Genomic DNA, 17,077 nt, shown 5'->3' on the forward strand with positions numbered 1-17,077 from the left:
TCTGTTGATTACCCTGACTTTGCGTTTCCGGCAGCTGAAATGGTAGCGAATGGTGAAGTAGATCGTGGTATTTTAGTTTGTGGGACAGGCATTGGTATGTCAATCGCAGCAAACAAAGTAAATGGTATCCGTTGTGCGTTAGTTCATGATACTTTCAGCGCGAAAGCAACAAGAGAGCATAATGACACTAACATGCTAGCAATGGGCGAGCGTGTAATTGGTGCTAGTCTAGCACGTGATATCGCGAAAATCTGGTTAACAACTGACTATGAAGGTGGTCGTCACGAAAACCGTGTAGGAAAAATTAAAACATACGAAACAAAGTAATAGATTCTAACTATCAGTAGTGTGAAATATAATTTGGTGAACCAACCTGTGAAAGGAAGAGGCGTAATGACAGAAATCGTAAAGGTAAGAGAACAGCTACAAATGTCGCTTTCTGATTTCCAAGAACAAGCTTTATTACAAAGCGGTCAAATTTTTGTAGTGGGTTGTAGCACGAGCGAAGTGCTAGGCGAAAGAATTGGAACATCAGGAACGATGGAAGTAGCAGAGGCGATTTTTTCTGAGTTAAAACAATTTCAAGAGCAAACAGGTATTGAATTAGCGTTTCAATGTTGTGAGCATTTAAACCGTGCTTTAGTGGTTGAGAGAGAAGTAGCGATAAAATATCAATTTGAAATTGTAACAGTTACGCCTGTTAGATCAGCAGGTGGTGCATTAGGGACATATGCGTATCACAATTTGAAAGATCCGGTAGTAGTTGAGTTTATTAAAGCAGATGCAGGAATGGATATTGGTGATACATTTATTGGTATGCATTTAAAACATGTAGCTGTTCCGGTTCGTACAAGTGTGAAGGCAATTGGAAGTGCACATGTAACAATGGCCAAAACACGTGGAAAACTCATTGGTGGAGCACGTGCTGTTTACGCGGTGGCGGAAGAGACTACCACTTGCCGTTAAATATGAGAAATTAGGAAGTCATATAGTAGCTGTTTATCATAAGATAAAAGGTATGTTGTCTGACTTTATAGTATAAGAAAGAAAAGACCGATTTTCGGTCTTTTTTTTCTTTTATGATATAGAAAGTCATGTTAGAATGTAGTTGAAAACATGAAGGTTCGAAAGAATTACAACCTGAATTTTCGTTTTTTCTGAATAAATAAGAAAAAACTGTTGGGAATTGATGTAATTCGTTCAGAAAAGGGGGATTTTGGTGGATCATTTAAAACGTCAAGATGAGAAGGTATTTGCTGCAATTGAGGCAGAACTAGGAAGACAGCGTTCAAAGATTGAGTTAATTGCTTCGGAAAACTTCGTAAGTGAAGCAGTAATGGAGGCGCAAGGTTCTGTTTTAACGAATAAGTATGCTGAAGGATATCCTGGAAAACGTTACTATGGTGGCTGTGAACACGTAGACGTGGTAGAAGATATCGCACGTGATCGCGCGAAAGAAATTTTTGGTGCAGAGCATGTAAATGTTCAACCGCATTCTGGTGCACAAGCGAACATGGCAGTATACTTCACGATTTTAGAGCAAGGCGATACAGTACTTGGTATGAATTTATCTCATGGTGGTCACTTAACACACGGAAGCCCTGTTAACTTCAGTGGAGTACAATATAATTTCGTAGAATATGGCGTGGATGCTGACTCTCACCGTATTAATTACGATGATGTATTAGCAAAAGCGAAAGAACATAAACCAAAATTAATCGTTGCAGGTGCAAGTGCATATCCTCGTGTTATCGATTTCAAACGATTCCGTGAGATTGCAGATGAAGTGGGTGCATACTTTATGGTTGATATGGCACATATCGCTGGTTTAGTAGCTGCTGGTTTACATCCAAACCCAGTACCACATGCACATTTCGTTACAACGACAACACATAAAACATTACGTGGTCCACGTGGTGGTATGATTTTATGTGAAGAGCAATTTGCAAAACAAATTGATAAATCAATCTTCCCTGGTATTCAAGGTGGTCCACTTATGCATGTAATCGCTGCAAAAGCTGTTGCATTTGGTGAGACACTACAAGATGATTTTAAAACATATGCACAAAATATCATTAATAATGCGAACCGCTTAGCTGAAGGTCTTCAAAAAGAAGGACTTACACTTGTTTCTGGTGGAACAGACAATCATTTAATCCTGATTGATGTTCGTAACTTAGAAATCACAGGTAAAGTAGCAGAGCACGTATTAGATGAAGTTGGTATTACAGTGAACAAAAATACAATTCCATTTGAAACAGCAAGCCCATTTGTAACAAGTGGTGTACGTATCGGTACAGCAGCTGTTACATCTCGTGGTTTCGGTTTAGAAGAAATGGATGAAATTGCGTCACTTATTGCTTATACATTAAAAAATCATGAAAATGAAGCTGCATTAGAAGAAGTACGTAAGCGTGTAGAAGCGTTAACTAGCAAATTCCCAATGTATCCAAATCTATAATAAATTGAAGAAGACTGCTGAGACTTAATTGTTTTGGCGGTCTTTTTTTTGTGGACATATATTATTTTTAAAGTATGTATACAAATGATGAATAAATTTTGGCGATATAATGAAGGATACAGCTCCCATAATTGGTAAAGATACTAGATAGATTCATCGTAAAATCATGGTTTTGCCAAATTTGCCCTTGAATATTAGTAGCGTTTTCTTTACAATCGTAAATAGTGTAAAAAAGCGTGCAAACGCATGAATATCATCTAAAGGAGAGATTCACATGGGAAAACTGTATGTATTTGATCACCCGTTAATTCAACATAAGATTACATATATTCGCGATAAGAATACAGGTACGAAAGATTTTCGTGAATTAGTGGACGAAGTAGCAAGCTTAATGGCTTTCGAAATTACTCGCGACCTTCCGCTTAAGGACATTGAAATTGAAACGCCTGTAAGCAAAGCGACAACAAAAGTGATCGCTGGTAAAAAACTTGGTTTAATTCCGATTTTACGTGCAGGTTTAGGAATGGTTGATGGAATTCTGAAATTAATTCCAGCAGCAAAAGTAGGACACGTTGGTTTATACCGTGACCCTAAAACATTGCAACCGGTAGAATACTATGTGAAACTTCCAACGGATGTAGAAGAGCGTGACTTTATCGTACTAGATCCGATGTTAGCAACAGGTGGTTCTGCGGCTGAAGCAATTAACTCTCTGAAAAAGCGCGGTGCGAAACAAATTAAATTAATGTGTATCGTTGCAGCTCCAGAAGGGGTAAAAGTAGTACAAGAAGAACATCCTGATGTTGATATTTATGTAGCAGCATTAGATGAAAAATTAAATGACCACGGATATGTAGTACCAGGTCTTGGTGATGCTGGTGACCGTTTATTCGGAACGAAGTAAGACAACTGACGAGCAGGGGGATTCCTCTGCTCGTTTTTTTTTTTGACTGTAAGCAAGTAGGGGAGGGGGGAGGATAAATATACATCGTATATACAACATAAGTTGCATACACATCACATATAATATAGAAGTCTTACGTCTGAGGAACACTATATTATGGAAGAAAAGCGTTATATCTCGAAAATATAATAGTGACAAACTTGTGAACATTTCCTTCTATTATAAAGAGAAAACTGTTAGAAATTGCATATATGTAACCAGTATTTAGAAGGGGAACGTTTTCATTTTTGGGAGGAAATGCCTAATACTCAAATTTTTAGATTTTTTACGATTTCTCGTTGACACTGTTAATACCCTATTGTATGCTAACAACGGGGATAGATGGTAGGGCTTTCAGTGACAAAATTACATCTATTCCGTGACGAAAATGTAAACTTTTTGTTTTGTATAGGATTTATGCAAAAAAATGAGTTATTATTAACACATCGTGAATGAGGGTTACATATTGGAGGGATGAATCCTTGCAAAAAAACGATCGCAGCCATATAAAAGCATATGCTTTAATGTCAGGAATTCTTGCTCAGTTAGTCGGTTCTATACTTGTTGGAATCTTTGGTGGGCAGTGGATTGATAATAAGGTTGGAACGTTTCCATTGTTTCTTATTATAGGGTTATTACTCGGGTTAGGAACAGGGGTATACGCAATGATTCGACTCATTCGACATTACTATTCGGGAGAGCAATGATGATAGACGTACATGGACTTGTCCAAAGACAAAAGAAATATATGTACTACTTGCTTGCGCTTCTAGTGCTAGGATGGGGATTTACCTCTTACAAGGATGTATTTCTTGGGCTGATTATCGGAACGATTTTCAGTTTTCTTAGTTTGCGCATCATTGCACGTAGAACAGACAAGCTGTTAGATCGCGTAACAAATGGAGAAAACGTGAAGTTTAAGGCGACAGCTGTAAGTACATATTCAAGATTCGCCACGATTGGGTTATTAATTTTATTTGCAGCCAAATATCAAGAGTTAATTGCGATGTGGGGCTTAGGTGTAGGATTGCTGACAGGATACCTTGTCATGATCATAGATTTTCTTTATTTAGAGTATAAGAGCAGGGAAGAGAGGTGAATTACTAGTGGAACACGGTAAATTAGTTGAATTTCTAGGTTTAACGTTCGATTTGTCATCAGTTATGATGGTTACTGTAGCAGCAGTTATTGTTTTCTTAATCGCTGTTATCGGAACTCGCAGCTTAGCTCTTCGCCCAACCGGGATGCAAAACTTCATGGAATGGGTGTTTGACTTCGTGAAAGGGATTATCAATAGTACGATGGACTGGAAAACAGGTGGACGTTTCTTAACGCTTGGCGTTACGCTTATCATGTTTATCATCGTATCGAACTTCCTTGGTTTACCATTCATGTATTCAGCAACTGAAGCTGGCGAACATATTGCATGGTGGAGGTCACCAACGTCTGATCCAGCAGTTACATTAACATTAGCCGTGATGGTAGTTACCCTCACCCATTATTATGGAATTAAGATGAAGGGTACGAAAGAGTATGTTAAAGGTTATTTCCAACCTATGAAATTCTTATTCCCATTAAAGGTTATTGAGGAGTTTGCTAACACATTAACGTTAGGTCTTCGTTTATTCGGTAACATTTATGCAGGTGAGATCTTATTAGGATTACTTGCTAAGTTAGGCGGGGCATCATTCCTTGGAGCATTAGGTGCGCTTGTACCAATGTTAGCATGGATGGGATTCAGTGTATTCGTTGGATCAATCCAAGCATTTATTTTCGTTATGTTAACGATGGTTTATATGGCTCATAAAGTAAGTCATGACCATTAATATAATTTAAGTAAGAAAAAATTTATTTTTTTATAATACAAAGGAGGACAAATTAAATGAGTTTAGGTGTAATCGCAGCTGCAATTGCAATTGGTTTATCAGCATTAGGTGCAGGTATTGGTAACGGTCTTATCGTATCACGTACAATCGAAGGTGTTGCTCGTCAACCAGAATTAAAAGGCGCACTTCAAACAATTATGTTCATCGGGGTTGCTTTAGTTGAGGCACTTCCAATCATCGGTGTAGTTATTGCATTCATCGTAATGAACAAATAAGGGAGACTCCCCTTACATAGATGGCGAAGAGTGTTTTTCCGAACTTTCTTCGCCATTGCTTTATGAACGAAACGTATGTCTTTTTTTTTCATATGATCAATTTAGATATTTTGAAGGGAGTGAATCCTTGTGCCAACTTTATTATTAGGAGCTGCCATTCCATTTGGAACGATTGCTTATACATTGTTCATTTTCTTAATTCTATTAGTAATGCTACGCAAATTTGCGTGGGGTCCTTTAATGGGAATTATGAAAGAACGTGAAGAGCATGTTACTAATGAAATCGACGCTGCAGAAAGAAGTAACGCTGAAGCGAAGAAGTTAGTAGAAGAACAACGTGAAATGTTAAAACAATCACGTGTTGAAGCACAAGAGTTAATCGAAAGAGCGAAAAAACAAGCTGTAGATCAAAAGGATGTTATTGTTGCTGCTGCGAAAGAAGAAGCAGAATCAATTAAAGCATCTGCTGTACAAGAAATTCAACGCGAAAAAGAGCAAGCGATTGCTGCTTTACAAGAACAAGTCGCTTCTTTATCTGTTCAAATTGCTTCTAAAGTAATTGAAAAAGAATTAAAAGAAGAAGATCAAGTTAAGTTAATTCGCGATTATATTAAAGAAGTAGGAGAAGCGCGATGAGCAATGGGATTGTAGCAAAACGTTATGCTGTCGCTCTTTTTAAAATTGCAAAAGAAAAACACGTATTAGAAATGTTTGAAGAAGAATTACGCCTTGTACAAAACGTTTATGTAAAGAACGGAGAACTACATAGCTTTTTAACGCAACCAAACATTTCAAAAGAGCAGAAGAAAACGTTTCTTGCAAACGTATTCGGATCTGTTTCTGAATCAATTTTAAATACGTTATATATTTTAATTGATAACAAGCGTATTGATATCTTACCTGAAATTGCAGATGAATATGTTGTTCTTGCTAATGAAGAACGTAACGTAGCGGATGCAACTGTATATTCTATTCGTCTTCTATCTGAAGAAGAGAAGCTTAACATTGCAGAAGCATTTGCAAAGAGAACGGGAAAAGATGCAATTCGCGTGAAAAATGTTGTAGATGAAGATTTACTAGGCGGAATTAAAGTACGCATTGGAAATCGCATTTATGATGGAAGTTTACAAGGAAAATTAGCACGTATTCAGCGTGAATTAATGAAGAATAGATAGGGGTGAAGCACATGAGCATCAGAGCTGAAGAAATTAGCGCACTGATAAAGCAACAAATCGAGAACTATCAGTCTGAAATCGAAGTTAGTGATGTTGGTACAGTTATCCAAGTTGGTGACGGTATTGCGCGTGCTCATGGTCTTGATAACGTTATGGCTGGTGAGCTTGTAGAGTTCTCTAACGGCGTTATGGGACTAGCACAAAACTTAGAGGAAAACAACGTAGGTATTATCATTTTAGGACCTTACACAGAAATCCGTGAAGGTGACGAAGTTCGTCGTACTGGTCGCATCATGCAAGTACCAGTAGGAAAAGAACTAATTGGTCGTGTTGTAAACCCATTAGGTCAACCAGTTGATGGTTTAGGCCCAATCAATACAACAAACACTCGTCCAATCGAAAGTCCAGCACCAGGTGTAATGGATCGTAAATCTGTTCATGAGCCACTTCAAACAGGTATTAAAGCGATCGACGCTCTTGTACCAATTGGCCGTGGTCAACGTGAGTTAATCATCGGTGACCGTCAAACTGGTAAAACAGCAGTTGCACTTGATACAATCATTAACCAAAAAGATGAAGATATGATTTGTATCTATGTAGCTATCGGACAAAAAGAATCAACTGTACGTAACGTAGTAGAAACACTACGTAAGCACGGTGCATTAGAGTACACAATCGTTGTAACTGCATCTGCTTCTCAACCAGCTCCATTATTATACTTAGCTCCTTATGCTGGTGTAACAATGGGTGAAGAGTTCATGTACAATGGTAAACACGTATTAGTAGTATATGATGACTTATCAAAACAAGCAGCGGCTTACCGTGAGCTGTCATTACTATTACGTCGTCCTCCAGGTCGTGAAGCTTATCCAGGGGATGTATTCTACTTACATTCTCGCTTATTAGAGCGTGCAGCAAAATTAAGTGATGCAAGAGGCGGCGGTTCTTTAACTGCACTACCTTTCATCGAAACACAAGCAGGGGACGTATCAGCATACATCCCAACAAACGTAATTTCTATTACGGATGGACAAATCTTCTTACAATCTGACCTATTCTTCTCTGGCGTACGTCCAGCGATCGATGCGGGTACTTCTGTATCTCGTGTAGGTGGATCTGCTCAGATTAAAGCAATGAGTAAAGTATCAGGTACACTTCGTCTTGACCTTGCATCTTACCGTGAGTTAGAAGCGTTCGCGCAGTTCGGTTCTGACCTTGATAAAGCAACTCAAGCGAAATTAAACCGTGGTGCTCGTACTGTTGAGGTATTAAAACAAGGATTACACAAACCGTTACGTGTAGAGAAACAAGTTATCATTCTTTACGCTTTAACACGTGGATTCCTAGATGATATCCCAGTAGTAGATATCACTCGTTTTGAAGAAGAATTCCATGCTTGGTTAGATTCTAATGCGACTGACTTATTAGAAGAAATCCGCACAACTAAGAAACTTGCGGATGACGACAAATTTGCAGCAGCAATTAACGGATTTAAAAAAGTATTCGTAGCTTCTGAATAATAATAAAAGTGAAGCCGACTGTTTAGCCTCATCGGCTAAGAGGCAGAACTAGATTAATAAAAGCGGAAGCGGCTCGTACAAGCCGCCGACGCTAGATAATATATAAGGCATCTCAGACTCTGAGATTGCTGACGGTTATGTAAAGGAAAAGAGTAGGTGCACCTATTCTTTTCCTTCAATCATGAGCAAGAATATCTTGCAACGTAGATTAGGAAGAGGATTCTTACTAATCGTGCCAACTTCCGGAAAAAAGGTGGTGAAAACCTGTGGCATCTTTACGCGATATAAAAGCGAAGATTACCTCGACAAAGAAAACGAGTCAAATTACGAAGGCGATGGAGATGGTATCTGCATCTAAGTTAAACCGTGCAGAGCAAAATGCTAAATCTTTCGTTCCGTATATGGAAAAGATTCAAGAAGTAGTAGCGAGCATTGCGCAAGGAAGTAAAGGAATTAATCATCCAATGCTAAATGCGCGTCCTGTAAAGCGTACAGGATACATCGTTATTACATCTGATCGCGGACTAGCAGGTGGTTATAACAGTAACGTATTACGTACAGTAAGTAACGTAATTCGTGAACGTCATAATATGGATTCAAATCAATATTCAATTATTGTACTTGGACGACTAGGACGTGATTATTTAAAACGTCGCGGCTTTAACATCATTGATGAAGTAGTTGGATTATCTGACCACCCATCATTTACTGACATTAAAGATCTTGCTTCTCGAGCAATTGCGATGTTCGCAGATGGTGCTTATGATGAGCTGTATATTTACTACAACCATTACGTAAGTAAAATTTCACAAGAAGTAACGGAAAATAAAATTTTACCGCTTACTGATGTGGCGTCTGACAAACCGACGACAGCTTATGAATTCGAACCTTCTGAAGAAGAAATTTTAAAAGTATTATTGCCACAATACGCAGAAAGCTTAGTGTACGGTGCATTACTAGATGGTAAAGCAAGTGAGCACGCAGCGCGTATGACAGCAATGAAGAGTGCTACAGACAACGCAATGGAAGTTATCGATTCACTTACACTTTCATTCAACCGTGCGCGTCAGGCAGCGATTACGCAAGAAATTACGGAAATCGTTGGTGGAGCAGCAGCGTTAGAATAGTATTAAAAAGCGGAAGCGGCTCTTTCAAAAGAGTCGCGTAAGCTAAACTAATAAAAAATTAAAAGCCGACTTCTCTTAGAAAGCTGGCTAATTAAAAGAAAGCTAGGAGGGAACCCGATGAATAAAGGGCGCGTTACGCAAATCATGGGTCCGGTTGTAGACGTTAAGTTTGATGGCGGAAAGCTACCAGAAATCTACAACGCCCTTACGGTAAAACAAAGCAACGAAAACGGAGCAAGCATTAACTTAACATTTGAAGTTGCACTTCATTTAGGTGATGATACAGTTCGTACAGTTGCGATGTCTTCCACAGATGGACTTGTTCGTGGCACAGAAGTAGAAGATACTGGTAAAGCAATCTCTGTACCAGTTGGTGATGCAACACTTGGTCGTGTATTCAACGTATTAGGTGATGCAATTGACTTAGATGGTGAACTTCCTGCGGATGTACACCGTGATCCAATTCACCGTCAAGCACCTGCATTCGAAGAATTATCTACTAAAGTAGAAATTCTTGAAACTGGTATTAAAGTAGTAGACTTACTTGCTCCTTACATTAAGGGTGGTAAGATCGGTCTATTCGGTGGTGCCGGCGTAGGTAAAACAGTATTAATTCAGGAATTAATTAACAACATCGCACAAGAGCACGGTGGTATCTCAGTATTCGCTGGTGTAGGTGAGCGTACTCGTGAGGGTAATGACTTATACCACGAAATGAGCGATTCGGGCGTAATCAAGAAAACTGCGATGGTATTCGGACAAATGAATGAGCCACCTGGAGCACGTCAACGTGTTGCATTAACAGGTTTAACAATGGCTGAGCATTTCCGTGATGAGCAAGGACAAGACGTACTTCTGTTCATCGATAACATCTTCCGTTTCACGCAAGCGGGTTCTGAAGTATCTGCCCTTCTTGGTCGTATGCCATCTGCGGTAGGTTACCAACCAACACTTGCAACAGAAATGGGTCAATTACAAGAGCGTATTACATCTACAAATAAAGGGTCTATCACGTCTATCCAAGCGGTATATGTACCAGCCGATGACTATACTGACCCAGCACCAGCTACAACGTTCGCTCACTTAGATGCAACAACAAACTTAGAGCGTCGTTTAACGCAAATGGGTATTTACCCAGCCGTAGATCCATTAGCATCTACATCTCGTGCACTTTCTCCAGAAATCGTAGGAGAAGAACATTATGAAGTAGCTCGTCAAGTACAGCAAACTTTACAACGTTATAAAGAGCTTCAAGATATCATCGCTATCTTAGGTATGGATGAGTTATCTGAAGAAGATAAGTTAGTTGTACATCGTGCTCGTCGTATTCAATTCTTCTTATCTCAAAACTTCCACGTAGCTGAGCAGTTTACAGGTCAAAAAGGTTCTTACGTACCTGTAAAAAATACAGTTAGTGGTTTCAAAGAAATTCTAGAAGGAAAATATGATGACCTTCCAGAAGATGCATTCCGCCTTGTTGGTAGCATTGAAGAAGTTATTGAAAACGCGAAGAAAATGATGGCGTAAGGCCTTAGGAGGGACGAAGTATGAAGACATTTCCAGTCAGTATTGTAACTCCTGATGGACCGGTTTACGAAAAAGAAGTAGAAATGGTAAGTGTAAAAGCAGAGAGTGGGGAAATGGGGATCTTACCAGGTCACATTCCAACTGTTGCACCATTAAAAATTAGTGCAGTTCGTCTGAAAAATGGTGGACACACTGATTATGTAGCAGTAAGCGGTGGCTTTATCGAAGTTCGTCCAGATAAAGTAACTGTATTATCATCATCTGCTGAAGAAGCAAACCATATCGATATCCATCGTGCAAATGAAGCGAAGCGTCGCGCTGAGCAACGTATGCAAGATAAACAAGCACATGTTGACTTTAAACGTGCAGAAATGGCCTTGCAACGTGCCGTGAACCGTTTAAACGTTTCTGATATGAAATAAAAAAATCTGTAAGGGCTCTTGCCCTTACAGATTTTTTTGTGTATTTTATGGATAATTTTACAAAACTGGTATAATTATATTGATGCTTGTATAAGTAGAAGTGTACAACAATTTATATTTCATGAAGGGGATGAATCAATGATTGGTGAAATGAAACGAGAAGCATTGTACTCTTTAAAGGGAAAATGGGGACTAGGTGTTGGATCAACGATTTTATATTTTATTTTAAGTTATGTCGTTTCGATGGCTGCAATGCTTATACTTTTAATTCCAGGAATTATTATATTTTTCTTAGTTGTTAGCTTAGCTGGGTCAGTTGAGGCGGAAACGATGTCAATTGGAGCAGCTATTACATTTGGGATTTTCTATTGCATAATGATTATTTTGAGTAATGCATCTTATGGTATTACCTCATACGGTTACACGAATGTGTTTCTACAAATTAGTAAACGAGAAGATGCTAAAGTAGATTACTTGTTTGAAGGATTCCGTGGTTTTAAAAGAATGATGAAAACAATGTGGGCAATGCTTGCGATTTTATTATATACAGGTACATGGATTCCGATGTTGTTAACAGGTTTATTCATATTCTTAGGTGAAGAAGGAAATCTGTCGTTTACAATTGCCTTCTTCGTACTATTAGCTATTTCAATTGTTGGTATGATTGTAATGTACTTTTCTTATGCACTGACGTACTATGTGATGATTGAAAATCCAGAATATAGTGTTTCGCAGGCGATGAAGGAAAGTAAGAATCTTATGAAGGGTCATAAGTTAGATTTGTTTCTTTTATGGCTGAGCTTCATAGGATGGGCTGTTTTAGCGCTTCTTACTTTTGGAATAGGATTTCTTTGGCTTAGTCCGTATATGAGTACAACGACAGCACACTTTTATCGCTACATTTCAAAAGGTGAATTTCAATAGGAACATGCTATACTAATAGAATTATTGTGTATAGGAGGCGAGGCTACGCATGATTAGTGATTTAAAAGGAGAAGCACTAGATTCATTAGAAGGGAAATGGGGATTAGCTGTTGGAGCTACACTGCTCATTTCAATTCTTATCACAGCTTTTGATTTTAGTGTTGATTGGGGATTTTCTTTAATTTTTGGTTGGCAAAAAACAAATGGTTCAATTTCAATGAATATTCTTACATTTTTTGTTACTGGACCGTTAACTTTAGGTGGATATTACCTTGGTTTAAATATCCTTCGTGAAAATCAAGCTAGTATCGGTAATGTATTCATTTGGTTTTCAGAGGGAAAGAGATTTCTAAAATCATTTTTATTATATTTATTAGTAAATCTTTATCTTTTCTTATGGACGTTATTGTTCATTATTCCAGGTATTATTAAATCATTTTCTTATGCGATGACATACTTTATTATAAACGATCATCCTGAGTATTCACTGAACCAAGCTATTACAGAAAGTCGTCGTATGATGGATGGACATAAGATGGAGTATTTCATTTTATGTTTAAGTTTTATCGGTTGGTTTATATTAAGTTGTATTACGTTAGGGATTGGATTCTTATGGTTAATTCCATATTTCTATACGACATCTGCAGCTTTTTACGAAGAGATCGCAGAAGAATATTATGAGAAAAATATTTAGCGCTATAAAACCCCCATTATGAATCATTTGTTCATACTGGGGGTTTTTTGTAGAAACTTTATAAATTGATTACTAGTAAGTGGTTTACTGAAATAGTAACCTTGCATATATTTACAGTTATGTTTTTGCAGAAACTTAAGTTGTTTTTCGGTTTCAATCCCTTCGGCAACGACTGAAAGATTTAAAGTATTTGCGAGGGAAAGGATTGTAGAAACGATGGCTCGTTCTTCAGGACGATGATCGGCTAATTGTGTGAATTCTCTCGGTACTTTTAATGTGTCGATTGGAAAAATTGATAAATAAGCAAGAGAAGAATACCCAGTACCGAAGTCGTCAATGGAAGTTTGGATACCGTATTCTTTTAATTGCTTCAGTCTTAATAACGTTTCTTTCTCGTCAATCATTGCAATTCTTTCTGTTAATTCAAGGGTTACATATTTTGGATCGACTTGCACGTCGTTTAATATTTGTGAAATGTTTTCGATTAATTGATCTTGCCGGAACTCTTTTGCGGATAAATTAACACTTATTTTTAAATTTTGGTATCCAAAAGTATGCCATATTTTTAATTGGAGACAAGCTTCTTGTAATACCCAATGTCCAAGTGGGACTACTTGTGGCGTCTCTTCTACAATTGGAATAAACTCACATGGTGAAATGTCACCTAATAGCGGGTGTTTCCAACGTATTAAAGCTTCAGCACCGATAATTTTATTTGTGGTCGTATCAATTTGTGGTTGATAAACGAGATAAAATTCTTTGTTTACTAAAGCGATTGGCAGATCCTTTTCAATTCGAGCTTTTCGTTCTATTTTTTTATATAGTTCTTTCGTGTAAAGAGAGCTACCGTTTTTTCCTTTATTCTTTGCTTCGTACATGGCCATATCAGCATGCTGCAAAATGGATAGTGGATCTTCACCTGCTTCAGGATATATTGCGATTCCGATACTTGGTGAGATTTGTAAATGTTGATTTTCGATTTCAAATGGCTCATTCATGGCCGCTACAATCATATCAGCCATTTTTTGGACATCTGGCTTTTTTTTGTAATTTTCGATAAGGATCGTGAACTCATCTCCAGCTAGCCGTGCAAGTTTCATATTTGATGTTGATATTTTTTCGAGCCTTTTTGCTACTGCGATAAGCAATAGGTCTCCTACTCGATGACCGAGGGTATCATTAATAACTTTAAAACGGTCTAGGTCGAGAAACATAACAGCGAAAGGCTTTTTCGATATTTTTGCTCGTGCAATTGCCTGTTCTAAATGTTGATGAAATGCACGACGATTTGCAAGCTCTGTTAAAGTATCATGGTATGCTAGGAAATTAATTTGTTCTTGTTGTTGTTTGCTTTCCGTAATATCTTTAATCATTAAATAAACCCCAGAAATTTTCTCCTTTAAAAAGATCGGTACGGCGGTAACGTGCAAGTAGTAAATATCTCTGTTTTTATGGTACGCCCTTATTTCTAAAGAGATAGAATATCCCTTTTTTACACGATGAAAGGCGTTAATCATTTCTTCTAAATCTTCTTCGTATATGAGTGAATAGTAAGGTTGGTTTAATAATTCATTCGTTTGATAACCAAGTAAAGTAGTACCAGCGTTGTTTACTTTGAGAAAATTACCGTACAAATCTAATGTAAAGATTGGATCTGGATGATGCTCGTATAAAGATTTAAACATTTGTTGATTATGATAGAGTTCATTTTTCTGTTCTACTAAATCTTCTGTACGTAGTTTAATTTGTTTCTCGAGTTCTGAGTTGAATTGCATTTGAGCTAGCAATAATATTTTATTTTGTTTTCGAACTAAACTATGACGTATGAGAACGAAAGAGAAAGTTATTATAAGTCCGATTACTATAATAGGTGCAAAAACGTATTCAACTAATATAAAAACAATAAGCATTACTACCGAAATATACGGTAATGATAATCGGATTGATTCACCAATTTTAGGTGTTAGTAGTACTTGTTCTTGTTTTTCAGGCTCTTTTGTATGGAGAATACAGGCGATTGCTACTAGCACTAAGGTTACTTGATAGAAAGGAGTAACTGTAAACATAGAATACTCTGGTATGAAGTATTTTATATAAGCATAAATTGCATCTGTAGTAGCATATAAAATTAAAGCACTGCCAAGAAGTGCACCGACCTTTTTAGGTAATAAGGATAGTGGTTTGAATAAAAGGTTGATTCCTATTAAGAGAAAGAGTAAATCAGCCATTGGATAGGTAAGTTGAACAAATATGTCGATATAGGATGTTGTAAAGATGTGAATGGTTCGTTCAATAAGTAAGTAGTAACTTAAAGTAAATTGGGCTGTAACGATAATACAAATATCACATAGCATAAAAAGTTTTTCTAATAAATCTCGGTTATAAATGATTTCGTATAGAAAGGCAAATGCAAAACTAACTAAAAAAAGTAAGTAAAAAAAATCAGACGGATCAACGAACGTATAGAAGTCCTTTACAATTAAACGCTGATAGGCAACGACTATATCACCGATAAAATAAGAGAGAGCTCCAACAGATAATATGATCCAAAATAAACGAGGTAGCCCTTCTTTCATGTTTGAAAAGTAAAGTATATAACTACAAGCGATAATATCAATTAATAGGGTACTCATTCCGATTAATAGCTGAAAAGGAAATGAGTATTCATATAGAAAAGGCATCGCTACGTAGTGAATCGTTATAGACAGCAATACAATGCTTATAAGAATACTTACATGTGTTTGTTTTTTCATTTATATCACCTACGGTTTCTTGAAAAGCATATATAAGTTTTATATTTATTTTGCACAGTTATAGCGAGTTGTAAAAATAGATTTTAATAATTCTTGTTTCTGTCTCCCAACATATCGACATAGGAATTTGAAGTTTGCTATAATGATTAGAATAGTTGTATTATTTAGAAAAATTTAAAAATAATAATTACTGCAACTAGGACATATTGTTTACTATGTGAACTTGTTCTTAATTTAGGGGGGAGGGTTTCACAATGGCAAGTGTATATGAAAATAGTTATATGATCGTTTTGATTTTCTTGCTATTAGGTATATTGCTGCCGGTAGTGGCTCTTACATTAGGAAGGATGCTGCGCCCAAATAAACCAAGTGCAGCAAAGGCGACGACGTATGAGAGTGGAATTGAGCCTTTTCACGATGCAAATATTAGGTTTCATGCTCGTTATTATATTTTCGCTTTATTGTTTGTGATCTTTGATGTAGAAACTTTATTTTTATATCCTTGGGCTGTTGCGTATGACAAGCTAGGTTTATTTGCATTAATCGAAATGCTCATCTTTGTTGTAATGTTGCTAGTTGGATTAGCGTATGCTTGGAAAAAGAAGGTGTTACAATGGTTATAAATTTTGAGGAATTACATCCAAATGAGCGAGCAGAATTAGAACGAAATATCTTTTTTTCTACATTGGAACAGTTGAAAGGATGGGCGAGGAGCAATTCTTTATGGCCGATGACATTCGGACTGGCGTGCTGTGCAATTGAAATGATGGGAGTAGGCTCATCACATTATGATTTAGATCGATTTGGGTCATTTTTTCGAACTTCACCAAGGCAATCGGACGTCATGATTGTATCGGGAACAGTAACGAAGAAGATGGCTCCTATTGTTCGGCGTTTATATGATCAAATGCCCGAACCGAAATGGGTTATTGCGATGGGATCTTGTGCGACAGCAGGTGGTCCGTATGTAAATTCATACGCTGTTGTGAAAGGTGTAGACCAAATCGTACCAGTTGATGTGTATATTCCTGGTTGTCCCCCAAATCCGGCTGCTTTAATTTATGGAATTAATAAATTAAAAGAAAAAATTCGTTACGAAGCAAAGACCGGGAAGCAGGTGACGAATAAATGAGTAATCCAAACAAAGATTTAGAGAATCTGAAAAAAGAAGCAGCTAGGCGTGCAAAAGAAGAAGCGAGAAAACGCCTTTTAGCGAAACACGAGGCGGAAATAAGTGAGCTTGAGGCAGAAGATCAAGAAAAAGAGAAAGCGCTACCAAAAAATAATGATACTACTATAGAAGAAGCAAAACGACGTGCAGCAGCGTTAGCGAAGCAGAAAAGAGAAGGAACAGAAGAAGTAACGGAAGAAGAAAAAGCGAAAGCGAAGGCGAAGGCGAAGGCAGCAGCGGCAGCAAAAGCAAAAGCGGC

20 protein-coding genes and 1 pseudogene are annotated in these 17,077 nt (G+C 37.5%); 20 read left to right on the forward strand and 1 reads right to left on the reverse strand.

Translation table 11 applies throughout. The features are described 5' to 3' along the window. The 17 genes from rpiB to MR170_RS25975 form a co-directional block, all read left to right on the forward strand. The coding region (gene rpiB / locus MR170_RS25895) for a ribose 5-phosphate isomerase B (protein ID WP_242309919.1) at positions 1 to 327 on the forward strand (327 nt) is incomplete at its 5' end. A 66-nt stretch (positions 328 to 393) separates the two neighbouring features. Continuing rightward, positions 394 to 966 (forward strand): TIGR01440 family protein, encoded by a 573-nt coding sequence (locus tag MR170_RS25900; protein ID WP_016079651.1) that lies wholly within the window; start codon positions 394 to 396, stop codon positions 964 to 966. Between the two features lie 253 nt (positions 967 to 1,219). Further along, entirely contained in the window at positions 1,220 to 2,461 is a 1,242-nt protein-coding gene (gene glyA, locus MR170_RS25905) for a serine hydroxymethyltransferase (RefSeq protein WP_016079652.1), read from the forward strand. A gap of 274 nt (positions 2,462 to 2,735) precedes the next feature. Beyond that, complete coding sequence (gene upp, locus MR170_RS25910) at positions 2,736 to 3,365, forward strand: uracil phosphoribosyltransferase (RefSeq protein ID WP_000517539.1); 630 nt, start codon at positions 2,736 to 2,738, stop codon at positions 3,363 to 3,365. A gap of 381 nt (positions 3,366 to 3,746) precedes the next feature. Next, positions 3,747 to 3,860 (forward strand): DUF4024 domain-containing protein, encoded by a 114-nt coding sequence (locus MR170_RS25915; protein WP_000232962.1) that lies wholly within the window; start codon positions 3,747 to 3,749, stop codon positions 3,858 to 3,860. Between the two features lie 26 nt (positions 3,861 to 3,886). Beyond that, entirely contained in the window at positions 3,887 to 4,111 is a 225-nt protein-coding gene (locus MR170_RS25920) for an AtpZ/AtpI family protein (RefSeq protein WP_001171223.1), read from the forward strand. Beyond that, positions 4,111 to 4,503, forward strand: a complete 393-nt coding sequence (locus tag MR170_RS25925) for an ATP synthase subunit I (RefSeq protein ID WP_000567600.1) — start codon at positions 4,111 to 4,113, stop codon at positions 4,501 to 4,503. Before MR170_RS25920 ends, MR170_RS25925 begins: the two co-directional genes overlap by 1 nt. 7 nt (positions 4,504 to 4,510) lie before the next feature. Then, a complete protein-coding gene (atpB, locus tag MR170_RS25930; protein ID WP_000399870.1) occupies positions 4,511 to 5,230 on the forward strand; it encodes a F0F1 ATP synthase subunit A in 720 nt (239 codons plus the stop codon). A 56-nt stretch (positions 5,231 to 5,286) separates the two neighbouring features. Continuing rightward, the gene (atpE, locus tag MR170_RS25935) at positions 5,287 to 5,505 is read left to right on the forward strand and encodes a F0F1 ATP synthase subunit C (protein WP_000052064.1); all 219 of its coding nucleotides are present in this window, start codon (positions 5,287 to 5,289) and stop codon (positions 5,503 to 5,505) included. Positions 5,506 to 5,634: 129 nt separating this feature from the next. Then, the gene (gene atpF, locus MR170_RS25940; RefSeq protein ID WP_001142615.1) at positions 5,635 to 6,141 is read left to right on the forward strand and encodes a F0F1 ATP synthase subunit B; all 507 of its coding nucleotides are present in this window, start codon (positions 5,635 to 5,637) and stop codon (positions 6,139 to 6,141) included. Further along, positions 6,138 to 6,680: a F0F1 ATP synthase subunit delta gene (gene atpH / locus MR170_RS25945; RefSeq protein ID WP_000064682.1), complete on the forward strand. Its 543-nt coding sequence runs from the start codon at positions 6,138 to 6,140 to the stop codon at positions 6,678 to 6,680. The genes atpF and atpH overlap by 4 nt, the downstream gene beginning before the upstream one ends. An 11-nt stretch (positions 6,681 to 6,691) precedes the next feature. Then, the gene (gene atpA / locus MR170_RS25950; RefSeq protein ID WP_000027521.1) at positions 6,692 to 8,200 is read left to right on the forward strand and encodes a F0F1 ATP synthase subunit alpha; all 1,509 of its coding nucleotides are present in this window, start codon (positions 6,692 to 6,694) and stop codon (positions 8,198 to 8,200) included. Positions 8,201 to 8,466: 266 nt separating this feature from the next. Continuing rightward, on the forward strand, positions 8,467 to 9,327 hold the full coding sequence (gene atpG / locus MR170_RS25955) for a F0F1 ATP synthase subunit gamma (RefSeq protein WP_000157703.1): 861 nt from the start codon (positions 8,467 to 8,469) through the stop codon (positions 9,325 to 9,327). Positions 9,328 to 9,444: 117 nt separating this feature from the next. Beyond that, entirely contained in the window at positions 9,445 to 10,854 is a 1,410-nt protein-coding gene (atpD, locus tag MR170_RS25960) for a F0F1 ATP synthase subunit beta (RefSeq protein WP_002123794.1), read from the forward strand. A 20-nt stretch (positions 10,855 to 10,874) separates the two neighbouring features. Continuing rightward, positions 10,875 to 11,276: a F0F1 ATP synthase subunit epsilon gene (gene atpC / locus MR170_RS25965; protein ID WP_000847214.1), complete on the forward strand. Its 402-nt coding sequence runs from the start codon at positions 10,875 to 10,877 to the stop codon at positions 11,274 to 11,276. Positions 11,277 to 11,312: 36 nt separating this feature from the next. Beyond that, positions 11,313 to 12,200, forward strand: a complete 888-nt coding sequence (locus MR170_RS25970) for a DUF975 family protein (protein WP_103574545.1) — start codon at positions 11,313 to 11,315, stop codon at positions 12,198 to 12,200. A gap of 49 nt (positions 12,201 to 12,249) precedes the next feature. After that, the gene (locus MR170_RS25975; RefSeq protein ID WP_016079654.1) at positions 12,250 to 12,894 is read left to right on the forward strand and encodes a DUF975 family protein; all 645 of its coding nucleotides are present in this window, start codon (positions 12,250 to 12,252) and stop codon (positions 12,892 to 12,894) included. 23 nt (positions 12,895 to 12,917) lie between these two features. On the opposite strand, the gene MR170_RS25980 is transcribed toward MR170_RS25975, so the two are convergent. Next, positions 12,918 to 15,647 (reverse strand): putative bifunctional diguanylate cyclase/phosphodiesterase, encoded by a 2,730-nt coding sequence (locus MR170_RS25980; protein WP_242309922.1) that lies wholly within the window; start codon positions 15,645 to 15,647, stop codon positions 12,918 to 12,920. A 254-nt stretch (positions 15,648 to 15,901) separates the two neighbouring features. On the opposite strand from MR170_RS25980, the gene nuoA reads away from it, so the two are divergent. The 3 genes and pseudogenes from nuoA to MR170_RS25995 form a co-directional block, all read left to right on the forward strand. Continuing rightward, on the forward strand, positions 15,902 to 16,270 hold the full coding sequence (gene nuoA, locus MR170_RS25985; RefSeq protein WP_000179273.1) for an NADH-quinone oxidoreductase subunit NuoA: 369 nt from the start codon (positions 15,902 to 15,904) through the stop codon (positions 16,268 to 16,270). Continuing rightward, positions 16,261 to 16,779 carry an NADH-quinone oxidoreductase subunit NuoB gene (gene nuoB / locus MR170_RS25990; protein ID WP_000236331.1) on the forward strand — a complete coding sequence of 173 codons (519 nt, stop codon included), beginning with the start codon at positions 16,261 to 16,263 and terminating at the stop codon, positions 16,777 to 16,779. The genes nuoA and nuoB overlap by 10 nt, the downstream gene beginning before the upstream one ends. After that, positions 16,776 to 17,077 (forward strand): annotated as a pseudogene (locus tag MR170_RS25995) (NADH-quinone oxidoreductase subunit C); the annotation flags it as partial. The gene nuoB and the pseudogene MR170_RS25995, both read left to right, overlap by 4 nt.

Origin of the sequence: Bacillus cereus group sp. BfR-BA-01524, assembly GCF_022662595.1 — a bacterium.
GTDB classification, from domain to species: domain Bacteria; phylum Bacillota; class Bacilli; order Bacillales; family Bacillaceae_G; genus Bacillus_A; species Bacillus_A thuringiensis_S.

Bases quoted from the DNA above. Each gene is read 5' to 3' on its own strand.
- MR170_RS25900 (WP_016079651.1), top strand. From the start codon at position 394: ATGACAGAAATCGTAAAGGTAAGAGAACAGCTACAAATGTCGCTTTCT.
- upp (WP_000517539.1), top strand. From the start codon at position 2,736: ATGGGAAAACTGTATGTATTTGATCACCCGTTAATTCAACATAAGATT.
- MR170_RS25915 (WP_000232962.1), top strand. From the start codon at position 3,747: ATGGTAGGGCTTTCAGTGACAAAATTACATCTATTCCGTGACGAAAAT.
- MR170_RS25925 (WP_000567600.1), top strand. From the start codon at position 4,111: ATGATAGACGTACATGGACTTGTCCAAAGACAAAAGAAATATATGTAC.
- atpE (WP_000052064.1), top strand. From the start codon at position 5,287: ATGAGTTTAGGTGTAATCGCAGCTGCAATTGCAATTGGTTTATCAGCA.
- atpH (WP_000064682.1), top strand. From the start codon at position 6,138: ATGAGCAATGGGATTGTAGCAAAACGTTATGCTGTCGCTCTTTTTAAA.
- atpA (WP_000027521.1), top strand. From the start codon at position 6,692: ATGAGCATCAGAGCTGAAGAAATTAGCGCACTGATAAAGCAACAAATC.
- atpD (WP_002123794.1), top strand. From the start codon at position 9,445: ATGAATAAAGGGCGCGTTACGCAAATCATGGGTCCGGTTGTAGACGTT.
- atpC (WP_000847214.1), top strand. From the start codon at position 10,875: ATGAAGACATTTCCAGTCAGTATTGTAACTCCTGATGGACCGGTTTAC.
- MR170_RS25975 (WP_016079654.1), top strand. From the start codon at position 12,250: ATGATTAGTGATTTAAAAGGAGAAGCACTAGATTCATTAGAAGGGAAA.
- MR170_RS25980 (WP_242309922.1), bottom strand. From the start codon at position 15,647: ATGAAAAAACAAACACATGTAAGTATTCTTATAAGCATTGTATTGCTG.
- nuoA (WP_000179273.1), top strand. From the start codon at position 15,902: ATGGCAAGTGTATATGAAAATAGTTATATGATCGTTTTGATTTTCTTG.
- nuoB (WP_000236331.1), top strand. From the start codon at position 16,261: ATGGTTATAAATTTTGAGGAATTACATCCAAATGAGCGAGCAGAATTA.